The organism is Paenibacillus sp. RRE4, assembly GCF_031844205.1.
GTDB classification, from domain to species: domain Bacteria; phylum Bacillota; class Bacilli; order Paenibacillales; family Paenibacillaceae; genus Paenibacillus; species Paenibacillus xylanexedens_B.
The window spans coordinates 1,420,561-1,443,837 of record NZ_JAUZUT010000001.1 but is presented as its reverse complement, the minus strand read 5'-3'; the positions used below and the strand labels follow the sequence as shown (position 1 = coordinate 1,443,837).

Here is a 23,277-nt window from a genome sequence, read left to right as displayed (position 1 = left end):
CCATAACGACTAGTACTGAATACTCAGCACATAGTCAAACCGTAATTATCCGTTAATTAAACGTAGTATATCATTATATGTTACAGCCAGCATTAGTACAAAGAGCATCGCGAACCCGACAAAATGCACCATACCTTCCCGATTAGGGTCAACCGGACGTCCACGCAACGCTTCGATTCCGAGAAAAACGAGACGGCTGCCATCAAGCGCAGGAATCGGGAGCAAATTGAAGATTCCCAAATAAAGGCTTAGAATCGCTGCCCATCTTGTTAATTGCTCGATACCCTGCTTGGCAATCTGGCCAGTTACCTCAAACGTACGCACAGGTCCACCAATGTCATCCATGCTAAACTGATTAATTAAATGTCTGAATCCTTCAAAAATAACCCTGGTCGTATCCACCATAGCTACTCCCGAGAACTTGAACATTTCCACGAATCCAACAGAACGAGTAGGCAAGACAGGCGCAATACCTACCTTTCCGCCTTCCTGACCTTCTACCGCACGAGGTGTAATCGTGACATTAAATGTCTCGTTCCCCCGGCGCAGAGTCCATTCCATCGGCTTGTCTTTGGATTCAGCAATCATGGATACCATCTTCTTAGAATCCGTACCGATAACTGTACCGTTAATGGTTTCAATGATATCGCCCTTTTGCAGATTCGCTTGATCTGCCGCTCCCCCTTTAAACACTTCACCGATCTGCAGATTCTTTGGATTCTCTACCGGAACGCCTGCCATCTGTGCATAAACAGCGAACAGAACAAAAGCAAGAATAAAGTTCATGAGTGGACCTGCAAAAATCGCCATAGCGCGTTGAGCAACCGTTTTACTACCGAACTGTCGATCTTTAGGCGCTATTTGTGTCTGCTTGCCTCGGCTAACCAACATCGCTTGTGGATGTATTTGGTAATGCTGCACTTCGCCATCCACATCCAGTTGTAACTTAAGCGTGTTCTCCATATCAATGGAGATCACTTCTCCGCGAATCACATTTTTACGGTTATCCAATTGGTCGAGATAGATCATTTTGACCTGATCGTCCACAGTCCGTACCGCTATGGTCTGTCCTTCTTGAATCTCAATCAGTTCCGGGTCTTCTCCTGCCATCCGTGCATATCCGCCAAAAGGCAGCAAGCGCAGCGTGAACTGCGTCTCATTTCTTTTATATGAGAATAATTTGGGACCAAAACCGATCGCAAATTCCCGTACAAGAATGCCGGCGCGCTTGGCAAAATAATAATGCCCCCATTCATGCACCGTTACGATGACAAAGAACATGAGCACCGTTAGAAATACCACTTGTATGGTTTCCAATCCCTATCCATCCTCCTTCACGGCACGTACCGCAGTCTGTCCCTCTAGACTATCATTATTCTCTAATGCTGCACAAGAGAATCGCTTCGTTCCGTTTGTCTCAAAAAAAGAGTTTACAGCACGGACGCAAGCTTGCGGCTATCCTGATCACAGGTAGCAATTTGCTCCAGATTAGGTTTGTCCACATTTTGGTGCGCTTCTAGCACTGAAGCAATGATATCTTCTATTTTAAGGAATGAAATCTCTTTCCGCAAGAAACGTGCTACAGCAACCTCATTGGCTGCGTTAAAAGCCGTCGTTGCAGTCCCTCCCATTTTACCACATTCATATGCCATTCTTAAACACGGGAAACGATCCATATCCATCTCCCTAAAATGAAGTTGTCCAACTTGGGCAAGAGACAACCGTTTTGCCGGAGAAGGCATGCGGTCAGGATAGGTCAAAGCATATTGAATGGGGACACGCATATCCGGAGTACCCAGCTGGGCAATGATACTAGTGTCTTCGAATTCCACATAAGAATGGATGATGCTCTCTGGATGAAGTAGTACATCGATCTGCTCATAATCAAGACCAAACAACCAATGTGCCTCAATGACTTCAAGGCCTTTGTTAACCATCGTTGCAGAATCAATCGTGATTTTCGATCCCATGGACCAGTTTGGATGCTTGAGTGCATCCTCTACAGTCACATGTTCTAGTTGCTCACGTGTAAGATGTCGAAACGAACCACCTGATGCAGTCAATGTAATCCCAGCCACACTGGATCGATTCTCTCCATTTAAACACTGGAAAATTGCCGAGTGTTCACTGTCAACAGGTAAAATAGAAACTCCTTTGGCTGCTGCTCTATCCATAACGATATGTCCCGCTGTAACCAGAGTCTCCTTGTTGGCAAGTCCAATCTGTTTCCCGGACTCGATCGCTGCAAGCGTAGACTCCAGCCCAACACTTCCTACAACAGCCGTAACAACCGTGTCCGCATCTGTTCCTGCAGCAACCTCGATGAGACCCTCTGAACCGTAATACACTTTCGTGCCTGCTGACACATGTGGAGCAATCTTATCAGCCAACTCTTTTGATCCTACCGAAACCTTTTTAGGCTGATAACGTCTAGCCTGTTCGATCAGCAAATCTATATTGCCCCCGGCAGCTAGTGCTTCCACTTGAAAGTGTTCTGGATGCATATCAACAACATCCAATGTCTGTGTCCCAATCGACCCTGTCGAACCAAGAATCGCTATTTTTTTCATTACTGCACCTCACCTCTAACGAATCCAATGCTTGTGGGCGAGCCACCTTAACCATCTTTAAGCTGTCTTCTTCTAATAAGGCAGTAGCATCAGTATATGTACAAATGGAAACACCACAATCCAACTGTCGCACCGATCCAGAATACCACCATGCCCAGGAAGAAGATTGCCTGAATCCTTAATGTTGTAAACGCGTTTGTAGGCTGACTGGATCAAGTCACCCATCTGACCAACTACTGCACAAGCAATCCCGATTAAAATGGCTCTCTGCCAGGAGAGTAAGCCGTCTGATACCAAGGCAAACACCACCGCGGTGGCAATCGCAATAACAATGCCGCCGAGTGCACCTTCCACGGTTTTGTTTGGACTGATCGAAGGCCAAAGTTTGTTTTTCCCAATCCACTTACCTACAAAATATGCTCCGGCATCACTTGCCCAGATTGAACCTAGCAGAAGGAATGTCCAGAATAAACCATGATGCAAATGTCTAGACTCTGCGATGTAATAAAATCCTGTTCCAATATACAACACACCGATGAAAAGCATAGCGATTGTATTGACTGGTAATCTGTTCTTCGTGACAACCGAAGCGGTCATCAAAATGAGCATGATGATCCACGAAATTTGAAACAAGGATAACGGTCTTACATCCCATACCATCTCCCAAGGAAATACCATAGAAACAATTCCAGCATATCCGATTAGGGCTACACCTGAAAATGGCTTCACTCCGGTCATTTTCACAAATTCATAATAACCGATGAGTGCCATAAGCAAGACCAAACCGTGATACCAAGGCCCGCCAAGCATACAAAAACCCAAAAACAACACACCTGCAATAATTCCAGTCGTTAATCGCTGTTTCAACGGCTTCATCCTCCATCTATTTCAAACCGCCGTAACGCCTTGTTCTGCGCTGATATTCGGCTACTGCTTCAAGCAGATGCTGTTTGCCAAATTCGGGCCAGTATATATCCGTAAACCATAATTCGCTATATGCAAGTTGCCATAACATAAAATTGCTCAGTCGCAGTTCGCCACTCGTTCGAATCAACAGATCCGGATCCGGCATATCTGCGGTCAGCATATGTTTGTCAATAAGTTCAGGTGTGATATCTTCTGCATCCAGTTCCCCTGACTTTACCTGCAGAGCAATGTCTCTCACACATTCCGTCATCTCCCGGCGGCTTCCATAGTTCATCGCAAAGTTCAACACCAGACCAGTGTTATGTTCCGTAAGACGAATGGCTTCCCGCAAAGCATTAACCGTATGTGAAGGCAGATGTTCCTCATGTCCCATCATACGGATACGTACATTTTTTTCGATCAGTTCTTCTAACTCAATAGCCAAAAACTCTTGCGGAAGTCTCATCAGAAAATCCACTTCTTCTTTTGGACGCGTCCAGTTTTCTGTCGAAAAAGCGTACATCGTCAGATATTTGATGCCCAGTTCATCCGCCGCGATGGTTGCACGTTTGACTGCCTTCATGCCGTTCTGGTGTCCAGCTATACGCGGGAGACCCAGACGTTTGGCCCATCGTCCATTGCCGTCCATGATGATGGCGACGTGCTGCGGGATATTATCCTCGGATATAGTCAGCGTTTCCTGCTTGTCAGCCCCATTCCACCACGACCGAACCCGTTTGATCATTCCTGTTCCTCCAAAATCCCTGAAGTTTCTTCATCTGAAGCTTGGAAAAAGAGACAAAACCCCACCGTATTGGAGGGGCTGCGCTTGTCTTACACTTCCATGATTTCTTTTTCTTTGGCAGCAAGTACCTTATCGACTTCAGCGATAAATTTATCAGTCGACTTTTGGATGTCGTCCTGATGTCTCCGGGATTCATCTTCGGAAATCTCGGACTTTTCCATTTTCTTAATATCATCATTCGCATCACGGCGAATGTTACGAATCGCAACTTTACCTTCTTCGCCAAACTTTTTGGTTAGTTTGACAAGCTCAGCTCTACGCTCTTCCGTCAGCGGCGGAATAGCCAGACGAATCATGTTGCCATCGTTAGCCGGGGTGAGACCAAGGTCTGATTTCATAATCGCACGTTCGATATCACTCATCGCTGATTTGTCCCAAGGCTGAATCATCAGTGTCCGGGAATCCGGTGTACTGATATTTGCCAATTGGTTCAAAGGTGTCATTGCACCATAATACTCAACTTGCACACGATCCAGAAGAGCAGGTGTTGCACGGCCTGCACGCAACGTAGCCAAGTCACGGCGCAATGCCTGAATCGCTTTTTCCATGCGCTCTTCAGCATGTTGTTTAACTGCTTGTGGCATTAATCTACACTCCCTTTAACGATTGTTCCGATACGGTCGCCCAGAACAACACGTTTGATGTTACCTTGTTCAGTAATGTTGAATACAATCAACGGAATATTGTTATCCATGCAAAGCGAGGACGCCGTTGAATCCATTACACCAAGGTTTTTGTTAAGGACATCCAGGTATGTCAACTGCTCAAACTTTTCAGCTGTACTGTCTTTGAATGGATCTGCCGAATAGACACCATCCACTTTATTTTTGGCCATCAAGATCACTTCTGCTTCAATCTCCGCTGCGCGCAGTGCTGCTGTTGTATCCGTGGAGAAGAACGGATTACCTGTACCTGCTGCAAAAATAACGACACGGCCTTTCTCCAGATGACGAATGGCTTTACGACGAATGTACGGCTCAGCAATCTGCTGCATAGCAATTGATGTCTGCACACGAGTTGGCACTTCAATCTGTTCAAGTGCGTCTTGCAGCGCCAGAGAGTTCATCACCGTCGCGAGCATACCCATATAGTCCGCAGTTGCACGATCAATCCCGTTCTCACTGCCAGCAATACCGCGCCAGATGTTTCCTCCGCCGCATACAATCGCAACCTGTACGCCAAGCGCAACCACATCTTTTACCTGCTGGGCAATGGATGAGATCGTTACTGCATCAATGCCATAGCCGTTTTGACCGGAAAGAGACTCCCCGCTCACCTTTAAGACAACACGTTTAAATACTGGCTGTTCCAATTGTTCACCCTCCACTTTGAATTGAACACCTTCCAGTGTTCAACCAACAAAACTTCTCGCGCATGGACTCCTGCTTAAAAAGAAAGGAACACAGAAGTGTTCCGCTCTTTTAGGAATAACAAATTACCGTTCAGCATTGTTTTCCTGAGATATAAGGGAGTTTACGCTTCGAAGTTTCATCATTCTTATATCTTCGAAAATCAATCCTGCTTTGTCGGTTTGATAACGTCTTATTTGTTAACTTGGGACATAACTTCTTCTACGAAGTTATCCACTTTTTTCTCCAAACCTTCACCCAGTTCGTAACGAACGAAACGACGGATAGAGATGTTTTCACCAATTTGGCTGATTTTTTCATTCAGCAATTGGGAAATTGTTTTGTCTGGATCTTTAACAAAAGTTTGTTCCATCAGGCAATATTCTTCGTAATATTTACCGATACGACCTTCAACCATTTTTTCAATGATTTTTTCTGGTTTACCTTCGTTAAGCGCTTGAGCTTTCAAGATCTCTTTTTCTTTTTCCAACTCATCCGTAGGAACTTCTTCGCGTGTAACATATTTAGGATTAGCTGCAGCGATTTGCATAGCTACGTCTCTAACGAAATCCTTAAATTGATCTGTTTTACCAACGAAGTCAGTTTCGCAGTTAACTTCAACCAAGACACCGATACGTCCGCCAGCGTGGATGTAAGATTCTACAGCGCCTTCAGTAGCTGCACGACCCGCTTTGCTCGCTGCTGCAGAAAGACCTTTTTCACGCAACAATTCAGCCGCTTTCGTTACATCACCGTTTGCTTCTTCCAGTGCTTTTTTACAATCGAGCATTCCAGCGCCCGTTCTTTCGCGAAGTTCTTTTACTGCACTCGCATTAACTGCCATTATAAATTCCCTCCAGATTAAGTATTGTACGTACACGTACACTCTAAAAAAAGGGCAGTGAGAGGTTATCCACCTACCAACCACCCTTTTCATTTAATTCATGAATGTTATGTTCGAAAACTATTAAGCGGAAGTTTCTTCGCCTTGGTTAGCTTCGATAACGGCATCAGCCATTTTACCTGTCAGCAATTTAACAGCGCGGATCGCGTCGTCATTACCTGGGATAACATAATCGATCTCGTCTGGATCGCAGTTAGTATCAACGATACCAACGATTGGGATACCCAATTTGCGAGCTTCAGCAACAGCGATACGCTCTTTGCGTGGATCGATGATGAACAGGGCGCTAGGCAGGCCTTTCATATTTTTAATACCGCCCAAGAATTTCTCGAGACGATCTTTTTCTTTGCGAAGCAAGATAACTTCTTTTTTAGGCAGAACAGCGAAAGTACCGTCTTCTTCCCAAGCTTCCAACTGTTTCAAACGATCAATACGTTTTTGAATAGTAGAGAAGTTAGTCAGGGTACCGCCGAGCCAACGTTGGTTAATGTAGAATTGACCAGCGCGTTCAGCTTCTTCTTTAACGGAATCTTGAGCTTGTTTCTTAGTACCTACGAAAAGAATAGTACCATTCTCGCCTGCGATTCCTTTAACGAAGTTGTAAGCCTCTTCGACTTTTTTCACCGTTTTTTGCAAATCGATGATGTAAATTCCGTTTCTTTCAGTGAAGATATAACGATCCATTTTTGGGTTCCAACGACGAGTCTGGTGACCGAAGTGTACCCCAGCTTCGAGAAGCTGCTTCATGGAGATTACTGCCATCTTCACACACCTCCTAATATGGTTTTTTATTGTGTCCTCCGCCAGCATCATTTTTCGCTAAGACTCTCCATCAGGAAAGCACCCTCAACAAAATTAGCATAGCGTGTGTTTTAACACCGTTATTTAATATATCATAAGTGTCAGTATGTTGCAACAATATCTGAATCTAAATTTTATAACTTCATTATATCAGAAATAATCCACCTATCATCAAAAAGAACCGTCCAGTCCGAGCATGTGCGCTCAGCTTGACGGTTCTTTGGTAATTTTGGCGATAATCGACTTAAAACTCTCACCCTTTTCAAGAGAGTACGTGCCCACTTGAATTTTTTTATTAATACCTTGAGACTTCCCTGCCTTGATAAAGGCTTGTGCATCGTCCACAATACCGGCTTCTTTCAGATTTTCGGCAACCATAACCAAACTATTTCCAGAACGAACCTTAAATGTTAAAGCAGGTCCATTAGGTTTAGTTGGCGTCACAGGTGTATTCGTCTTGGGCTGATCTGTCTGTGGCTGCTTTGGTTCCGTCGGTTGTGCAGCAGAGGTAGTTTGCTCTGGTTTTTCAGCCGACTTCCCTTGCATCTGGCTGCTTTCCTGCTTTTTCTTTGACACCCATTCAGCTTCTGTATATAACTCGTCTTGGGTACCAACCAGTTTCATATCCAGACTCTTTGCTGCTGTTTCCAATTGTTCTTTCGTCCAATTGTCACGTTGTACCGGTTCCAAATTACTGTCAGATAGGGCCTTTTGCCCCACCATAGCTAGCTGAAGCAAGATTGCTCCAGTAATCATGCCACTTCCTATACCAATCCACAAAGATCGCTTGTCCATGGTCAGCTCTCCTCCCGCTCTGCAAGCTGCAGTATTAATTGCACCTCACCAAGCTGTATGCCTGTTTGTCTAGAAATAGCATCCATAGACTTTCCTTCATCATGCAACCTAAAAAGCTCTGTGTAACGATCTTTAATCGATTCACGCTTCTGATCTTCTTCTTGCGCCGGGTTATCTTGTAGCTCTGATGCTAATACAACTTCTTGATTCGTTTCAGCCCTGACACTGTCCATGAGGCTTTGTGCTTGTAAACCCTCTGATCGCTGGACCGTTATGTTCTCTGCATTGGTGAGTTCATTCGTCTTACCCTTTTGTTGCTCCAGCTGGTCAAGCCGTTGTTGTAATTCCTTGAGTTGTGACTGCATCCGATGATCTGCTGCGGTGGCTTCCCCTTTAAGTTCAGCCACACGTTGAATAAGAGCATCGTTATCTTGTTCAATCTCTGTCATATAATGTTCAAGCGTTGACTCCATCTCCTGCACCAACTGATGCGATGGTTGCTGTACTTTGTCCTTACGAGGCATAATGAATGCATAAGCAATTGCGCAAGCTCCTAATATGACAATAATGATCCATGGTGACAAATTGCTTCTCTCCTTTTATTACGACCACCCTCGGGCGCAAGCTTACAGCATGTTTGTAGTCTTTTACATAGACAGATCAATATGTTTACCTTTGTAGGGATGTTCAGCAGGTTTCAAGTGCTCCTGCTCGTCCATCGTCTCCCGTCCATCAGTCCCACTATGCTGGTCTCGCTCATCCGCATGACCATCTCGTACCGAAGTATGCGATGTCTCAGCCATGGCTTCACTGCGTTGCCGTGCCTCATTGGCTTCTTTATTTGTCTGTTCGGCGAGCAGATTCTGGTCAGTAACCGGTCTCTGCTGGGCTTCACTTTGATATCGTCCCGCTTCACTAGTTCGCGGCACCGCAATCTGCAACTCCACTGCTTTGAAACTCATACGCTCACCTCACGGTTTCGAATGGATTTCCTCAAAAGGCTGTTGCCGGTTTTAAACGTACGGCACCATGGTAATATCTCCGTCCTGATAATAAAATGACATTCGGCTAACGGGATCTTTAATAAATTTCGTATATCTGCCGATAACTATTTTAGAGCCCCCATAGATCATCTTCAAAATATCAACACGAGCTCTGCTTGTATCTTCAAGTACCTTTTCAATTTCCAAGATACGCATTTTCATTTCTTCACTCTTATGAAGAGCCGATTTTTGAGTTGAGTTTAATTTGATTCTCATCGCCATCTTGTCTGGCGTTAGTTGTCCTGCTGCAGCCAGCTGATCAAGAAGAGTCAATGCTTTCTTGGTTTTATCCAAGGAGTCCATCTGTTCTCTCATTTCTTTACGCAATTCATTCATTTCGTTTCGGAGTCTTGGTAGCACGCCAACCTCAATCGAGGTGACTGTAGACATCGTGTTACCTACAACACGCGCAGATACATGCTCTCCGGCCTGTGTTGAGCCGCCAACGATAAGCCCTTTTGTTCCTGCACAGATTACAGCATGACCCGCACGGACATTGGAGTGCATAATACTTTGGGATACAAGTACATCTTCACCTGCATCAACATTGCCTTCTTGAATGAACGTGCATTTCACATGATGTCCGGCATGAATTAAACCTTTGTTGTAACCGATGATCCCACCGGTAATTTCGATAGAGCCACCTGCCTCCAGTTCTGCTCCTTCGACACCACCGACGACACGAATGTCACCTGCCGCTTTTACTTTAAAGCCAGTAAGTATATTGCCTCGGATCACGACATTACCTACAAAATCAATATTTCCATGTTTATAATCGACATCACCATTGACTTCGTACACTGGAAATACGTTAAGTTTGTTTCCATCTGTCCTACTCACCAAGCCGTCAATTGCAGCATACATCGCAGAACCGTCAGGACTGACAACAACGTTTTTTCCGATTTTGAATCGGGCTTCCTTTCCGGAACGAAAAGGGATTCCTTCACCAGTCACTGCTTTACCTGGTACGCCATCTACAGGATCGATACGCTTTGCAATGATCTGACCACTGCGCACATTGTCTAACCGTATTAGCTCTTTGTAATCCACTTTTCCGTCTTCTGCTTCCAGTGGCCGCTGCTCGCTGTCATCTTCTTTACCAATCAAGACTTGAATATATCCATCAATCCCTTGTACAGGAGAAACGCCTTCGGCTATCTTGCATTTATCTTTCAGGTAGGCAGACGGGTTATTCACAAATACTAGTAATGCTTCTCGCAATAGACCATGTTTAATGCCCTTGCTCTCCACAAATTGTTCAAGCTCTTCCGTGGTACAGGAAAAGCCTTCTTCTTCGTTGTAATATTCAAGATAAGCGATACATTTATCATCGGATAAAACAACATTTAGTGATTTATCCATAGCAGTCCGTTGTGTCAACGCAGATCTTCCTCCTTATTAGCCTGTCCACTCCCTATACATATCTTAACTTCTGCTCTCTAGTCTTTACGCATCAGTAGATCTTTTTGTTTATCCAGTGTGCCGCGAAGCCGCAATATGGCTTTGGAATGTAACTGGGAGATACGAGACGGCGAAAGAGACATAACCTCTGCAATTTCACTTAAAGACAGGTCTTCGTAATATAAAAGGGAGACCACCGTTCGTTCTTTCACTGTCAGCTTCTCAAGCCCTTGAACCAGCGCTTCTTTTAAATAAAACTCATTGACTTTATAATCCGGATTTTTGGCTTTTTCATCTACCATTAAAGACAGACGTGTCTCTGATTCTTCTTCACGGATGGGATCTTCCAGCGAGCAGAGCGACATAACTGCCACCTCCTGAAGCATATGTTGGAAATCCTTTGTTGACACGTCCAGATACTGACTCATTTCTTCATCACTGACAGAACGCAAGTAGGTCTGCTCCAATTGCTGGTAGGCATCTTCAATCCGCTTTGCTTTCTCACGTACAGATCTGGGAACCCAGTCTCCTTGACGCAATCCGTCGAGTATGGCTCCGCGAACCCTCCATGAAGCGTACGTCTCGAATTGCAAGCCTCGTTCATAATCGAATTTTTCCAGTGCATCAATTAGACCCATAACGCCGTTACTCTCCAAGTCATCTTTCGGAACATTTTTGGGTAAACCAACGGCCAGACGGCCTGACACATAGTTAACAATATGAAGATATTTTTCGATCAACAATTTCTTTGCTTCAAGATCTCCGTATTCTTTCCACTTTTCCCATAGATCTGAATGGTTCAAATGTGAAGCTTTACGCTCGTTCAATTGCTTTCACCCTCCTTATTTGTCTGTCAGGTGACGAACGGCCTGCGCCAACTCCTCCGGCTCCTTGGTCCGGACAAGTTTAGGCGGATCCAAGGGAGCAAATCCCGTTGGAGCTTTCGTCTCAGATGGTGGATGATTAGCCCCGGCGGAGTCGCTCTGTCCGTTCTTGAGCAAGTCATTCAGCTCTTGTCCATCGTCTTCGAGTTTGATGTCCACCTGTGAACCTCTTAGATCTTGAGTACCCTCTGAAGCATAAACAGATCCATTTTCTACATGAGGGCTAAACAATATCCCCAATCCCCAACGCAGACCATATGCAAGAACATACCAGGCTGCGAATCCAATTAATCCGCGTATTAAACTGGTCATCAACACATTGCTGCTGAATGCTACAAAAAAAGTCAGAACGAATCCGACTATGCCTGCTCCAAGATTAATGCGGTAGTTTCCTATCATGTATTATAATTCCTTTACACCCATTTGTACGCTGCGAATAGTTAAAAGTCCTGTCTCACAATTCATTTCGATAGTTCGACCGTAATTTCCTCCTGTATCTTCGCCCAAAAGCGGAATTTTGAGCTGTTCCAACATTTCTCGACAGGAATCTGCATTTCGTGGCCCAATTCGCATGGTATCTCCTGCACCCGAGAAAGCAAACATCTGCGAACCTCCGGCCATCTTAGATACAATTCGCGATTGAGACGCGCCCATTTTTAGCATCTTCTCAAGCAATTCTGGCAATGCTGTATCCGCGTATTTAGCCGTGTTTAGCTTACCCTCCCGGGCAATCTCTGAACTCGGAAGCATGACATGTGCCATTCCAGCGAGTTTCAACTGTGGGTCATACATCGTTAGCCCCACACACGACCCTAAGCCAGTTGTACGGATTACGCCAGGAAGTTGAGCGATATTCAGATCCGCCATACCGACTTTAACGATGCTTTTGTCCTCAATCATTGTCCAGTGGCACCCCTAGCGATTCAAAAATCTTTGCAAATGACGGCGGATCAGGAATCAGGAAAAATTGCCCTTCTACTTGATCTCTACCTTCAAAGAAAGAAGTGTCAATTAACAATGCCGCATCGCCCATCTCTCCAAATTGCAATAGCCCATAACTCAGGATTGCTCCTGCCATATCAATCGCAAGTCCCGGAACCGTTGGGTACATCGATAACTTTGTGAAATCCGCAAGAGAAGACAGGTAAGATCCAGCCAGAATGTTTCCAATCTCAGATAGAGCGGATTGTTCCATATCAGTGAATGCCAAGCCTTCTTTTAGCTCAAAACCAGCGAGACGGTTCAATAACATTTTAGCAGCCTCTGGTGTCATCATAAAGAAAAGATTACCAGGCGCTTCACCTTCTACACGAAGAAATATTGTGACTACAATGCGCTCGTCACCACCCACTTTTTCAGCAATCTCCTCAAATGGGAGCATCTGAACAGTGGGTACGCCCATATCAATCGGTCTGTTAAGGAGTTGAGACAACGCCGTAGCGGCGTTGCCTGCTCCAATATTACCGACCTCTTTGAGCACATCCATTTGGAAACCCTCAAATCGGTTAAACATCTCCACGTTCTAGCCCTCAACACTTTCCAGCTGCACAATCTCGCTTTTATTTAATACTTCGTTGAGGTTGAGCATAATCAACAAGCGGCCATCTTCCAATTTTGCAACACCACGAAGATATCTTGCTTTCACGCCACCAACCACTTCGGGCGGAGTATCGATCGAACTGCTTTTAATGTCGATAACATCATTGGCAGAGTCAACGATAAAACCAACCTGCATATCGTCAACACCAACAATGACGATCCGTGTTTGATCTGTATATTCCGTTTCCGCAAGGGAGAAGCGTCCGCGGAGATCAATAACTGGAATAACAACACCGCGCAGGTTGATAACACCTTTTACAAATGAAAGTGTTTTGGGAACGCGGGTAATAGGCATCATACGCTCAATAGTTTGAACCTTGTCTACCTCAATTCCGTACTCTTCGGTTCCCAATTTAAAGACGATGACCTTCAACTCTTCTTCCATGTAAAAAACCTCCCTATTCGATTTAAAACTCTATCATCATGCTTATTTAATAAATGCGTTTGGATCAAGAATCAAAGCCACTTGTCCATCTCCAAGTATCGTCGCACCGGAGATTCCTTCAATCGCAGGAAGATACGTGCCCATAGACTTCAGAACAATTTCGCTCTGACCAATGAACTCTTCAACAGCAACAGCTGCCAAACGCTCTCCTTTTCGAATTACAACAATCTCGGTTTCTTTCTCATCCGCATCGTTGAAATCCGGCACCCCGAAAACTTCGCTTAATGAGAGATAAGGAATCAAAGACTCACGGAACGTAATCATTTTATTACCATGAATATTACGAACTTGCTCACGCTGTACAATCGCGGTCTCTACGATCGAAGACAATGGAACTGCATACTTCTCTGAACCGAGTCGTACAAGCATCGCAGCAATGATAGAGAGAGTCAATGGAAGCTGTACGGAGAAGTTAGTACCTTTGCCTGGAGTTGACGTAATCGTTACATTACCGCCAAGCGAAGTGATTTTTGATTTTACAACGTCGAGACCTACTCCGCGGCCTGAAATATCAGAGATCTTATCTGCTGTACTAAATCCAGGGGCGAACAACAATTGATTGACTTCATCATCGCTCATTTTCGCACCTTGTTCCTCCGTTACAACGCCTCGTTTGATGGCTGTTTGCAGGAGTTTGTCACGATAAATCCCTTTACCATCATCTTCAATCTCAATAAACACGTGATTACCACTGTGGAAAGCTCGCAGATTAACTGTGCCCATTTCCGGTTTTCCAGCCGCAACTCGCTCCGAGATCGATTCAACACCATGGTCAACCGCATTACGCAACAGATGCACAAGCGGATCTCCGATTTCATCAATCACCGTTCTGTCCAGCTCTGTTTCAGCACCTGTAATGACGAGATCGATCTTTTTATCCAATGTTTTAGCCAAGTCACGAATCATCCGTGGGAAGCGGTTAAAGACGGTATCCACAGGAACCATCCGCAATTTCAGTACGATGTTCTGCAAGTCTGTACTCACACGGCTCAAGTGGGCTACAGTATCCGACAGATCGTTATTGCCTGTCTCACTTGCTAATTGCTCAAGGCGCGAGCGGTCGATCAATAGTTCGCTGAACAAGTTCATCAGCACATCAAGACGCTCAATGTCAACACGAATTGTGCGTGAAGGTGCGGCTGCCTGTTTGGGCGTTGCTGCCTTCGTGGAAGCTGCTTTACCTTCTTCTTGAGGTTTAGAATCTAAAACAGGCGAATCCGAACCAACCACAGGGGCTGGTGCTGCTTCTACCGCAACCGCGGCTGCCGCCTGATTGGTCATCTGTTGCAACGTTTCTTGATCCAGCTGAATCAATTTGGCACTCTCGATCTCCGAGATGCTCATAATGCCCTTTTCCAGTTCTTGCGCCTCTTTGGTCGTTATGTAATACAACGAGAAACTGCGCTCAAACTTCTCTTGCTCGATATCCTGAACAGAAGGATAGGCTTTAACGACTTCACCTGAACGCTCAAGCATGTCAAACACCATGTATGCCCGAACACCTTTTAACTGACTATGCTCACTCACAAGGACGTCAACATAGAATACACGGTGACCTTCTGCGATAGACTGATCAAGTACTGAATATTGGAATTCGTCCAGTTCTACAGCATTGGAGATCGAGGAGTTCGTTTGCTTGTCTACCTTTGCAACAGGAGCACTACCTCCTGTCCATTCGCCACTTTCAATAGCCTGAAGCGAAGCAACAATGGAGGAGACATCCGCTTTACCTTCACCGCCACCGGTAATGTCCTGAACCATAGTCTCCAAAGCATCCAAACTCTTAAACATGGTGTCAAAAATGTAGTCCTGCATTTTCAGCTTTTCATTACGAACCATATCCAGTACATTTTCCATTTTGTGTGTCAGTGAAGCCAAATCCTCGAATCCCATGGTTGCCGCCATACCTTTGAGAGTATGAGCCGAGCGGAAGATGACCTGCACTATACCCAGATCTTCCGGATTCGCTTCAAGTTGTAGCATGTTTTCGTTAAGAGATTGTAGATGATCATTAGACTCATCAATAAACATGGATAAATATTGGTTCATGTCCATTGTGAGGCACCTCCTCCGTAAGTTACACTCCGTTATTTCACTGCTTGAACAAGTCTTGGCGCAATCTCCTGCAAGGGCAGAAGATGACGCACGCATTGCAGCTCTACAGCTGAACGCGGCATACCATAGACAACACAAGTTTCTTCATTTTCGGCAAAAGTTGATGTGACTCCGGTCTCGTATAATTTTTTCATCATACGCGCCCCGTCACTCCCCATACCTGTCAGAAGAACAAGATGTCGTTGTAAAGATGTAAAGGGCAGAAGCGACTCAAACATCGTATCCACTGAAGGTCTGTGACCATTCACCTGTTGATCCTCACTCAGCTTCAAAATAAATCTTCCATCTGCTGCTTTGTGAACTCTCAAATGGAAACCACCAGGTGCGATATAAGCTGTTCCTTTTTTTAGTACCATACCGTCTTCTGCCTCGACTACATGGAGCGGACTAAATGTATTCAACCGTTGTGCAAGTGAACGGGTGAAATTAGGCGGCATATGCTGCACAATAATGACTGGCGCCGGCAAATCCGCTGGCAACTGTTCCAGTAAAGTCTTGAGAGCTCTTGGTCCACCGGTTGAAGAGCCGATCGCAACAAGTTTGTTGAACGATCCTTCCGATCCCGCTGAAGTTTTAAAAGCCGTATTAAGTTTAGTTGGCTCCTTCGCAGGAACAGGCACAGCCGTAGAACTGGTTGCTGGCTGCTTCGTCTGGGGCCGGGGCACCTCTGGTGTTCTGACCTCTTTGCGAGCCTGCAGTGGACTCACAGGCGGCTTACTCGGTATGTCCGTTTTCGTACGAGCAGATTGATCAGGCTTACCTAAGCCATCCTTTTTGGTGATCGTACGCTCCGATTTCGGAGGAGAAAGCGGGACACTCGGTTGTTTTTTAGCCTGTAAAACTCCAGTACGCTCTTGAAATGTCTCTTTTTTTGGAAGTATCGGCGGAACTGTTTTATGAAGCGGTTCAACAATTTCCTTCGTCATTTCTTCCTTCTTTACCGATTGTGCTGGAGGAATTACAGTATTGCGGGAAGCCTCCATCTTTTTGATCGATTCTTTACGCTCAGCTTTTCGCTTCACTTCATGCATGGCAGCACGCATTCGTTCAACCAGCGCTTTACCAACCTGAGCAATATCCTGATCATGCACAACAGACGGCTTGCGAATAAAGTCAAATGCGCCAGCTTCGAGAGCCATAATGGTCTCTTTCATACCTTGTTCATTAATACCAGAGAGCATAATCACAGGAATGAAGGAATCCTCCATTATGGATTTAAGTGCATCCAGTCCATTCATCTCCGGCATTTCAACATCCATCGTGATGATATCAGGTTTCAACTCTAATGCTTTTTGGATGGCTTCTTTGCCGTTTGACGCAGTGGCTGTAACCTTGAACTCTGAGTCCGCTTCAATTAAATCGGTCACAATTTTGCGCATAAAAGCGGAATCATCGACAACCAATACTTGATAGACCGCCATATTGTGTCACCTCTGTTTCCTTTTTTCAGAAATCATGTTGTTCGTTTAAGCCACTTTTTCATAAATCCCCTGATTCCTGACAAGGTTCCGGATTCCGGAGCTGCAGGTACAGCCAGATATCGAAGGGCAAGTTTTTGTATATCTTTAGAAGCCTTGCAATGAGGATAGGCTAATCGATAAGGCATCTGTTTCTTTACTGCTGTCACAACTTGAGCATCCTCTGAAATATACCCTAAAAGAGGGATATCTGTTTGCAAAAACCTTCTCGCCACTCCAGCTATTTTATCTGCTACACGCTCCGCCTCCCTTTCATCTTCAACCCGATTTACGATCATTCGAAAAGGAGTTGCATGCTCCTCGCCATGCATGACTTTAACTAAGGCATAGGCGTCTGTTATTGAAGTCGGTTCAGGAGTAGTTACAATCAGGCATTCATCAGCAGCGCCGATGAATCTCATATTTTCCTTGGAGAGGCCAGCCCCGGTGTCGAAAATGACGTAATCCATCTCTTGCGCAATGTCCTCCACCTCACTGGCAAAAAACTCCAGATCCCGATCAGACAAGGAGAATAATTCCTTCATTCCCGACCCCCCTGCAATATATGGCAGGCCATCAGCACCAAGTTGTATGATTTCCCTTATAGTTTTATGTCGGTATAAAAGATGATACAGATTATAGGAAGAAGAAGTTCCCATTAAAACATCGATATTTGCCATACCGATATCTGCATCAAACACCAGCACTTTTTTACCCATAGAATGAAGAGTCAGTGCAAAGTTTAGTGTGAAATTGGACTTGCCTACCCCACCTTTACCACTAGCTACCGTAATAATTTTGGAGGAACGGTTCCTAACTTTGCTCTCATCGTTCTCGAGTGGCGCGGATACCAAACTTCGGAGTGATGCTGCCTGATCCTTCATTGTGTCCCGTCTCCCAATAACGCATGGGACAACCATTCCACATCGGGCTTCAGCAGATCATCAGGAACATTCTGGCCGTTTGCCACATAAGCAAGTTTGAGCGGAAAACGATGTAGAAGGTTAAAGAGCGGACCGCAAGTTCCTGTTTCATCCATTTTGGTAAAGATCACTTTATCCAATCCATATTTACTGAAATGCTCCGTAATCTGTACCATATCCAGGCTTTTCGCAGTCATGCTCATCACCAGAAAGGTTTCACTGTTCTCAACAGGAGCAAGTAAACTCTGCAGTTCGGAGACAAGCAATTCATTTCTATAGTTTCTGCCTGCCGTATCCATAAAGATCAGATCGCAGTTTTCTAGCCGTGAAATGGCACGTTGCGTATCTCCTGGCGACTGTACAACTTCAAGCGGCACATTCAGAATCGATGCATACGTTCTTAGCTGTTCAACCGCAGAGATACGGTACGTATCTGACGTAATAAAACCAACTTTACGCTGTTTCTTAAACATCTGCTCCGCAGCCAATTTGGCAATCGTTGTTGTTTTCCCTACCCCTGTAGGTCCAGCCACGTACACAATTCGAGTGCTAGGCATGATGCCCTCTTGAATACGATCTTTCAGAAAAGTCGCTATCTCCAACCGAAGCGCCTCTTCAACATCCGATTCTTGCAATTTCCCCTCAGCTAAGCCCTGCTCAATAGGTTCAAACCAGGATTCCCATACTTCTGGCCAAATTTCTTGTTCCGCAAGCCGCTCCTGGCTCTTCATTAATTCTTCAGGAATTGTTGTCGCTACTGTTCCTTGCTTGGAAATCTTGGTCATCATCTGTTTCAAGTCCTGTAACTCGTTCAACAGCTTGTCCTGTTGCTGATCCAAACCACGATCTTGAATACTAGGCGTTGAAACCGAAAAATCCGCCCCTTGCGGTCGCGGTTTATGCTCACTGCTCAGAAAATCTGAGCCGTAATCCGTTTTTTCATCTATACCACTTGATTTGGATACAGATGGAACAGCCGCCGTTTTCTCCTGCCCTTTTTGGTCCACCGCCGCTAGAGTTTCCCTTGCATCGGAACCCCCTACAAACGAACGAGCGGTTTGAGCATAAGCTTCAGGTACAAACGAACGAGGCACAGGCGTAAATGAATTTTGCGCCTTCTTAACAGAAGAACCATTCGCCTGACTAGGCTGCTCTTTATCTACTGCTGCAACCACTTCGATACGTTTTTTGCGGAACATCCCGAGCACTCCGCCCACCTTGATTTCTTTGGTGGACAGAATGACCGCGTCACTTCCCAGGTCTTTGCGAATTTGAAGCATAGCTTCGGGCATGGTCTCAACAACGTATTGTTTTACTCTCATAAGTTCACCACCCCGATACTTTGAATTTCAACATTCGGCTCCAACTCGCTATAGGAAAGCACCGGAATATCCTGCATCGTTCTTTCAATCACCTGACGCAGATACATTCGAATGGTTGGAGAAGTTAACACGATGGGTTGTTGACCCGATTGAATTAATCGATTTACTTGTTCACTTAACTTTTGGTATACACTTTGAGTAGAGACTGGATCCAGTGCAAGATAGCTACCTTGCTCTGATTGTTGCACACTTTCAGCAATTTTCTTCTCAAGTCCTGGTCCAACCGTGATCACTTGAAGTGTTTCGCCTTTTTGCGAGAATTGTTGTGTAATCTGACGAGATAACGATTGTCTAACGTACTCCGTTAACACATCTGGATCCTTCGTATAGGTTCCATAGTCTGCGAGCGTTTCAAAGATGGTAACCATATCTCGAATCGATACTTTTTCACGTAGCAGCTTGGCTAATACCTTTTGTACATCACCGATCGAGAGAACGGAAGGAATCAACTCATCCACCAGTGCAGCATAATTTTCTCTAAGGTTGTCCACAAGTGCCTTCGTCTCTTGTCTTCCAAGCAATTCGTGCGCATGTTTCTTGATGAGTTCTGTCAGATGAGTCGCAACGACAGAAGGCGGGTCGACTACCGTATATCCAGCGAGCTCTGCCCGATCTTTAGTCACTTCATCAATCCATAGCGCAGGCAAACCAAAAGCCGGCTCTGTTGTTTCGATTCCTGTTACGGATTCTTCATCATATCCAGGACTCATCGCAAGATAATGGTTCAGAAGCAGTTCTCCGCCACCAACCGCATTCCCCTTAATTTTGATCACATACTCATTGGGTCTTAGTTGAATATTGTCACGAATACGGATGACTGGTACCACCAAACCGAGTTCAAGCGCACATTGCCTTCGAATCATAATGATCCGATCCAGCAAGTCTCCGCCTTGTTGATTGTCGGCCAGAGGAATCAAACCGTAACCAAACTCGAATTCGATCGGGTCCACCTGAAGCAAGTTAATAACACTTTCAGGACTTCTGACTTCTTCAATCTGTTGCTCTTCTTCCAATTGCTCCTCTGCTTCCTGTTTCAAGTTCAGATTATTCTGCATTCGCCAGGCGGCAAAAGCAAGCGCGCCTGCGAGCGGCAACGTTGTAATTACGTGAATTGGCGTAAAAAATCCCAGCATTGCGATGACAAAAGCAACAATATAGATGAGTATCGGATATGTAAACAACTGGCCAGTGATGTCATCTGCCAAATTCCCTTCCGATGAGGCTCTGGTAACAATCAACCCCGCTGCAGTTGAAATAAGCAGTGCGGGAATCTGACTAACTAATCCGTCCCCTATGGTAAGAACCGAGTACGTGGAAAGTGACGTTGTGAAATCATAACCATGTACAGTCATACCGATGATAAAGCCACCGATCAGGTTGATTAGGAGAATGATAATACTTGCAATAGCATCCCCTTTTACGAATTTGCTGGCACCATCCATTGCTCCATAGAAGTCGGCTTCACGTTCAATTTTGGAACGGCGCTCACGTGCCTGCTGTTCATTAATTAAACCAGCATTCAAGTCGGCATCAATACTCATCTGTTTACCAGGCATAGCATCAAGGGTGAACCTTGCTGCTACTTCAGCTACACGTTCGGAACCTTTGGTAATTACGATAAACTGTACGACCACCAGGATCAAAAATACGATAAAACCAATCGCTATTTGCCCGCCAGCTATCCAGCTCCCAAATGTTGCAACTACCGCTCCTGCATCCCCTTTACCAAGGATCAGCTTCGTTGTTGAAATGTTGAGTGCCAATCGGAACAACGTAGTAATGAGCAACAACGCCGGAAATATGGAAAACTGCAGCGCTTCTTTGCTGTTCATGGCAACAAGCAGAATCATCAAGGCAATTGAGATGTTGACAACAAGCAACATATCGAGCAGCCAGGCCGGGATCGGGAGAATCATCATCAACACAATGCCGATAATACCCGCAAGGATAGCTAAATCTTTTGTTTTCAATGAATGTACGGCCTCCGATCCCTGTTATTTCGTTCTGCCCTTAAGTTTATATACATAAGCCAGCACTTCGGCTACAGCTTGAAACAAATCGGCCGGTATAGCGTCACCAATCTCAGCTCTCTGGAACAATGCCCGTGCCAGTGGTTTGTTTTCCATCGTAATCACACCATGCTCTTTGGCAATTTCTTTAATGCGCAGAGCGACATAATCCTGCCCTTTAGCAATAATTTGCGGAGCCTCCATCTCAGACCCCTCATACTTCAGCGCTACTGCAAAGTGTGTCGGGTTCGTAATGATTACATCTGCGTTCGGTACTTCCTGCATCATACGCTGCATAGCCATACGACGCTGACGCTCCCGGATTTTGCCCTTAATCAGCGGATCGCCTTCCATTTTCTTATACTCGTCTTTGATATCTTGCTTTGACATGCGTATATTCTTTTCATAATCGTACTTCTGGTACATGTAGTCGAATACGGCAAGTACCAAGAGTGCAACTGCAATCTTGACACCAAGATTCAAAGTAATTGAAGCAGCAAACTGTAAAATCGCATCCATTGAGAAATGTGATAATGAAGCAATATCAGACTGGTAACTAATAATTGTGCTGTACACAAGGTAGCCGATAATAGACATTTTCAAAATGGACTTTGCAAATTCAACTAACGAGCGAAGCGAAAAAATATTTTTAAAACCTTTGATTGGATTTAATTTCTCGAGCTTTGGCTTTAACCCCTCACCTATAAGAAGAAAACCCACCTGCATGTAGTTAACGATTAACGCAATTAGTGCCGCGCCAAGCAAAACGGGAGCAAGCAACAACATCACTTCAATCCCGTAACGCATCATTAATGCCATCACGTTGTCTTCTGTAACATTCATGCTGAGTCGGTTAATAAAAATATCCGTAAACAGCTTTACCATGCGCTCTTTATAGAACGAGCTGAACATCATCATGGTCAGAAATGTAAACAGGAGAATCGAGGCACCGGATAATTCCATGCTTTTTACGACTTGGCCCTTTTTCCGTGTATCCTGCCGCTTTTTAGGGGTGGCTTTCTCTGTCTTCTCTCCAGAAAACAACTGGAGGTCAAGTTGAAGTTTCATCTGAATCCTGTCCTCCGTTTCACTCATCCCGGCCTTTGTCCGATCGTTCCAAGCAGTTTTTCCATAGTTCGGAACATGACCTCGAACAATTGACCAAACACAAAGGCGAAGCTGGGAACCAGCAGGAGCAAAATAGCAATTCCAACGAGTACCTTGAGCGGCATACCTACAGCAAATACATTAAACTGCGGAGCCGTTTTGGCTAAAAAGCCTAACCCTACATCCGTCAGAAACAGAGCGACCACAATCGGAGCAGCCATCTGGAAAGCAAGCATGAAAGCTTCTCCTAACGTACGTACGAGAAATTCCGCAACGCTGCCATCCGCCATCTTCAAAAAGAATATATTGGATAGTGGTATCCACCGATAACTGTATACGATGCCATCCAGCAGATAATGATGTCCATTCATAGTTAAAAATAGAAGTACAGCAAAAGCATATTTAAAGTTACCTGTAAGTGGTGCAGATGCACCTGTCATCGGGTCATACACATTAGCTATACCGAAGCCTATCTGGATATCAATAAACGCCCCTGCAGTCTGTACAGCAGTCATCAAGAGATAAGCCACGAATCCCAAAAGTAAGCCGATGAGAACTTCTCTGATGATCAGCAGAATGTAACTCAAGTCCGTTGGAACAGTCTGATGAATGCCAAAGGCCATATATACTGTCAACGTAACAAAAGCAGAGATCCCTATTTTAAACGATGTAGGTACATTTCGAGCTGAAAAGACCGGTGCAGTTACAAAAAATGAGGCTATTCGACAAAACATAAGCAGAGCAACAGGGAAACTTTGCAGCAATGTCTCCATCGGCTAAAG

24 protein-coding genes are annotated in these 23,277 nt (G+C 45.0%); all 24 read right to left on the bottom strand.

Annotated elements, in window-relative coordinates; translation table 11 throughout:
* Positions 1–45: 45 nt before the first annotated feature.
* Complete coding sequence (gene rseP, locus Q9R46_RS06635; protein ID WP_145329804.1) at positions 46–1,317, bottom strand: RIP metalloprotease RseP; 1,272 nt, start codon at positions 1,315–1,317, stop codon at positions 46–48.
* 113 nt (positions 1,318–1,430) lie between these two features.
* Positions 1,431–2,570 (bottom strand): 1-deoxy-D-xylulose-5-phosphate reductoisomerase, encoded by a 1,140-nt coding sequence (locus tag Q9R46_RS06630; RefSeq protein ID WP_311279375.1) that lies wholly within the window; start codon positions 2,568–2,570, stop codon positions 1,431–1,433.
* Positions 2,571–2,642: 72 nt separating this feature from the next.
* Positions 2,643–3,437 carry a phosphatidate cytidylyltransferase gene (locus Q9R46_RS06625; protein WP_145329800.1) on the bottom strand — a complete coding sequence of 265 codons (795 nt, stop codon included), beginning with the start codon at positions 3,435–3,437 and terminating at the stop codon, positions 2,643–2,645.
* Positions 3,438–3,453: 16 nt separating this feature from the next.
* Positions 3,454–4,221, bottom strand: coding sequence for an undecaprenyl pyrophosphate synthase (locus tag Q9R46_RS06620; protein WP_311279374.1), 768 nt, complete (start codon positions 4,219–4,221; stop codon positions 3,454–3,456).
* An 89-nt stretch (positions 4,222–4,310) separates the two neighbouring features.
* Complete coding sequence (gene frr, locus Q9R46_RS06615; protein WP_311279373.1) at positions 4,311–4,865, bottom strand: ribosome recycling factor; 555 nt, start codon at positions 4,863–4,865, stop codon at positions 4,311–4,313.
* Positions 4,865–5,593, bottom strand: a complete 729-nt coding sequence (pyrH, locus tag Q9R46_RS06610; RefSeq protein WP_311279372.1) for a UMP kinase — start codon at positions 5,591–5,593, stop codon at positions 4,865–4,867. The genes frr and pyrH overlap by 1 nt, the downstream gene beginning before the upstream one ends.
* A 230-nt stretch (positions 5,594–5,823) precedes the next feature.
* Positions 5,824–6,474 (bottom strand): translation elongation factor Ts, encoded by a 651-nt coding sequence (tsf, locus tag Q9R46_RS06605; RefSeq protein ID WP_056700641.1) that lies wholly within the window; start codon positions 6,472–6,474, stop codon positions 5,824–5,826.
* 123 nt (positions 6,475–6,597) lie between these two features.
* Complete coding sequence (gene rpsB / locus Q9R46_RS06600) at positions 6,598–7,296, bottom strand: 30S ribosomal protein S2 (RefSeq protein ID WP_024630243.1); 699 nt, start codon at positions 7,294–7,296, stop codon at positions 6,598–6,600.
* Positions 7,297–7,539: 243 nt separating this feature from the next.
* Complete coding sequence (locus Q9R46_RS06595) at positions 7,540–8,130, bottom strand: endolytic transglycosylase MltG (RefSeq protein ID WP_311279371.1); 591 nt, start codon at positions 8,128–8,130, stop codon at positions 7,540–7,542.
* Positions 8,131–8,132: 2 nt separating this feature from the next.
* On the bottom strand, positions 8,133–8,714 hold the full coding sequence (locus tag Q9R46_RS06590) for a hypothetical protein (RefSeq protein WP_311279370.1): 582 nt from the start codon (positions 8,712–8,714) through the stop codon (positions 8,133–8,135).
* Between the two features lie 63 nt (positions 8,715–8,777).
* Entirely contained in the window at positions 8,778–9,092 is a 315-nt protein-coding gene (locus tag Q9R46_RS06585) for a hypothetical protein (protein ID WP_145329792.1), read from the bottom strand.
* A 51-nt stretch (positions 9,093–9,143) separates the two neighbouring features.
* The gene (locus tag Q9R46_RS06580) at positions 9,144–10,553 is read right to left on the bottom strand and encodes a flagellar assembly protein A (protein WP_311279369.1); all 1,410 of its coding nucleotides are present in this window, start codon (positions 10,551–10,553) and stop codon (positions 9,144–9,146) included.
* A 59-nt stretch (positions 10,554–10,612) separates the two neighbouring features.
* A complete protein-coding gene (locus tag Q9R46_RS06575) occupies positions 10,613–11,401 on the bottom strand; it encodes a FliA/WhiG family RNA polymerase sigma factor (RefSeq protein ID WP_090923849.1) in 789 nt (262 codons plus the stop codon).
* A gap of 15 nt (positions 11,402–11,416) precedes the next feature.
* Complete coding sequence (locus Q9R46_RS06570) at positions 11,417–11,857, bottom strand: hypothetical protein (RefSeq protein ID WP_311279368.1); 441 nt, start codon at positions 11,855–11,857, stop codon at positions 11,417–11,419.
* A gap of 3 nt (positions 11,858–11,860) precedes the next feature.
* On the bottom strand, positions 11,861–12,358 hold the full coding sequence (locus tag Q9R46_RS06565; protein WP_311279367.1) for a chemotaxis protein CheD: 498 nt from the start codon (positions 12,356–12,358) through the stop codon (positions 11,861–11,863).
* Complete coding sequence (locus Q9R46_RS06560) at positions 12,351–12,971, bottom strand: chemotaxis protein CheC (RefSeq protein ID WP_145329787.1); 621 nt, start codon at positions 12,969–12,971, stop codon at positions 12,351–12,353. Before Q9R46_RS06560 ends, Q9R46_RS06565 begins: the two co-directional genes overlap by 8 nt.
* Positions 12,972–12,980: 9 nt before the next feature.
* Positions 12,981–13,442 (bottom strand): chemotaxis protein CheW, encoded by a 462-nt coding sequence (locus Q9R46_RS06555; RefSeq protein WP_123064468.1) that lies wholly within the window; start codon positions 13,440–13,442, stop codon positions 12,981–12,983.
* A gap of 42 nt (positions 13,443–13,484) precedes the next feature.
* The gene (locus Q9R46_RS06550) at positions 13,485–15,557 is read right to left on the bottom strand and encodes a chemotaxis protein CheW (RefSeq protein WP_311279366.1); all 2,073 of its coding nucleotides are present in this window, start codon (positions 15,555–15,557) and stop codon (positions 13,485–13,487) included.
* Positions 15,558–15,589: 32 nt separating this feature from the next.
* Positions 15,590–17,038: a protein-glutamate methylesterase/protein-glutamine glutaminase gene (locus Q9R46_RS06545; protein WP_311279365.1), complete on the bottom strand. Its 1,449-nt coding sequence runs from the start codon at positions 17,036–17,038 to the stop codon at positions 15,590–15,592.
* 32 nt (positions 17,039–17,070) lie between these two features.
* Positions 17,071–17,958, bottom strand: coding sequence for a MinD/ParA family protein (locus Q9R46_RS06540; protein WP_145329781.1), 888 nt, complete (start codon positions 17,956–17,958; stop codon positions 17,071–17,073).
* A complete protein-coding gene (flhF, locus tag Q9R46_RS06535; RefSeq protein ID WP_311279364.1) occupies positions 17,955–19,319 on the bottom strand; it encodes a flagellar biosynthesis GTPase FlhF in 1,365 nt (454 codons plus the stop codon). The genes Q9R46_RS06540 and flhF overlap by 4 nt, the downstream gene beginning before the upstream one ends.
* Entirely contained in the window at positions 19,316–21,349 is a 2,034-nt protein-coding gene (gene flhA, locus Q9R46_RS06530; protein WP_311279363.1) for a flagellar biosynthesis protein FlhA, read from the bottom strand. The genes flhF and flhA overlap by 4 nt, the downstream gene beginning before the upstream one ends.
* A 24-nt stretch (positions 21,350–21,373) precedes the next feature.
* A complete protein-coding gene (gene flhB, locus Q9R46_RS06525) occupies positions 21,374–22,483 on the bottom strand; it encodes a flagellar biosynthesis protein FlhB (protein WP_145329775.1) in 1,110 nt (369 codons plus the stop codon).
* Positions 22,480–23,268: a flagellar biosynthetic protein FliR gene (gene fliR, locus Q9R46_RS06520; protein WP_145329773.1), complete on the bottom strand. Its 789-nt coding sequence runs from the start codon at positions 23,266–23,268 to the stop codon at positions 22,480–22,482. The genes flhB and fliR overlap by 4 nt, the downstream gene beginning before the upstream one ends.
* Between the last annotated feature and the right edge of the window lie 9 nt (positions 23,269–23,277).

What these genes read in the sequence shown, in the direction of transcription:
- Q9R46_RS06630 (WP_311279375.1), bottom strand. Translation starts at nt 2,570, where the DNA reads ATGAAAAAAATAGCGATTCTTGGTTCGACAGGGTCGATTGGGACACAG.
- Q9R46_RS06620 (WP_311279374.1), bottom strand. Translation starts at nt 4,221, where the DNA reads ATGATCAAACGGGTTCGGTCGTGGTGGAATGGGGCTGACAAGCAGGAA.
- frr (WP_311279373.1), bottom strand. Translation starts at nt 4,865, where the DNA reads ATGCCACAAGCAGTTAAACAACATGCTGAAGAGCGCATGGAAAAAGCG.
- tsf (WP_056700641.1), bottom strand. Translation starts at nt 6,474, where the DNA reads ATGGCAGTTAATGCGAGTGCAGTAAAAGAACTTCGCGAAAGAACGGGC.
- rpsB (WP_024630243.1), bottom strand. Translation starts at nt 7,296, where the DNA reads ATGGCAGTAATCTCCATGAAGCAGCTTCTCGAAGCTGGGGTACACTTC.
- Q9R46_RS06595 (WP_311279371.1), bottom strand. Translation starts at nt 8,130, where the DNA reads ATGGACAAGCGATCTTTGTGGATTGGTATAGGAAGTGGCATGATTACT.
- Q9R46_RS06585 (WP_145329792.1), bottom strand. Translation starts at nt 9,092, where the DNA reads ATGAGTTTCAAAGCAGTGGAGTTGCAGATTGCGGTGCCGCGAACTAGT.
- Q9R46_RS06570 (WP_311279368.1), bottom strand. Translation starts at nt 11,857, where the DNA reads ATGATAGGAAACTACCGCATTAATCTTGGAGCAGGCATAGTCGGATTC.
- Q9R46_RS06565 (WP_311279367.1), bottom strand. Translation starts at nt 12,358, where the DNA reads ATGATTGAGGACAAAAGCATCGTTAAAGTCGGTATGGCGGATCTGAAT.
- Q9R46_RS06560 (WP_145329787.1), bottom strand. Translation starts at nt 12,971, where the DNA reads ATGTTTAACCGATTTGAGGGTTTCCAAATGGATGTGCTCAAAGAGGTC.
- Q9R46_RS06555 (WP_123064468.1), bottom strand. Translation starts at nt 13,442, where the DNA reads ATGGAAGAAGAGTTGAAGGTCATCGTCTTTAAATTGGGAACCGAAGAG.
- Q9R46_RS06550 (WP_311279366.1), bottom strand. Translation starts at nt 15,557, where the DNA reads ATGGACATGAACCAATATTTATCCATGTTTATTGATGAGTCTAATGAT.
- Q9R46_RS06545 (WP_311279365.1), bottom strand. Translation starts at nt 17,038, where the DNA reads ATGGCGGTCTATCAAGTATTGGTTGTCGATGATTCCGCTTTTATGCGC.
- Q9R46_RS06540 (WP_145329781.1), bottom strand. Translation starts at nt 17,958, where the DNA reads ATGAAGGATCAGGCAGCATCACTCCGAAGTTTGGTATCCGCGCCACTC.
- flhF (WP_311279364.1), bottom strand. Translation starts at nt 19,319, where the DNA reads ATGAGAGTAAAACAATACGTTGTTGAGACCATGCCCGAAGCTATGCTT.
- flhB (WP_145329775.1), bottom strand. Translation starts at nt 22,483, where the DNA reads ATGAGTGAAACGGAGGACAGGATTCAGATGAAACTTCAACTTGACCTC.
- fliR (WP_145329773.1), bottom strand. Translation starts at nt 23,268, where the DNA reads ATGGAGACATTGCTGCAAAGTTTCCCTGTTGCTCTGCTTATGTTTTGT.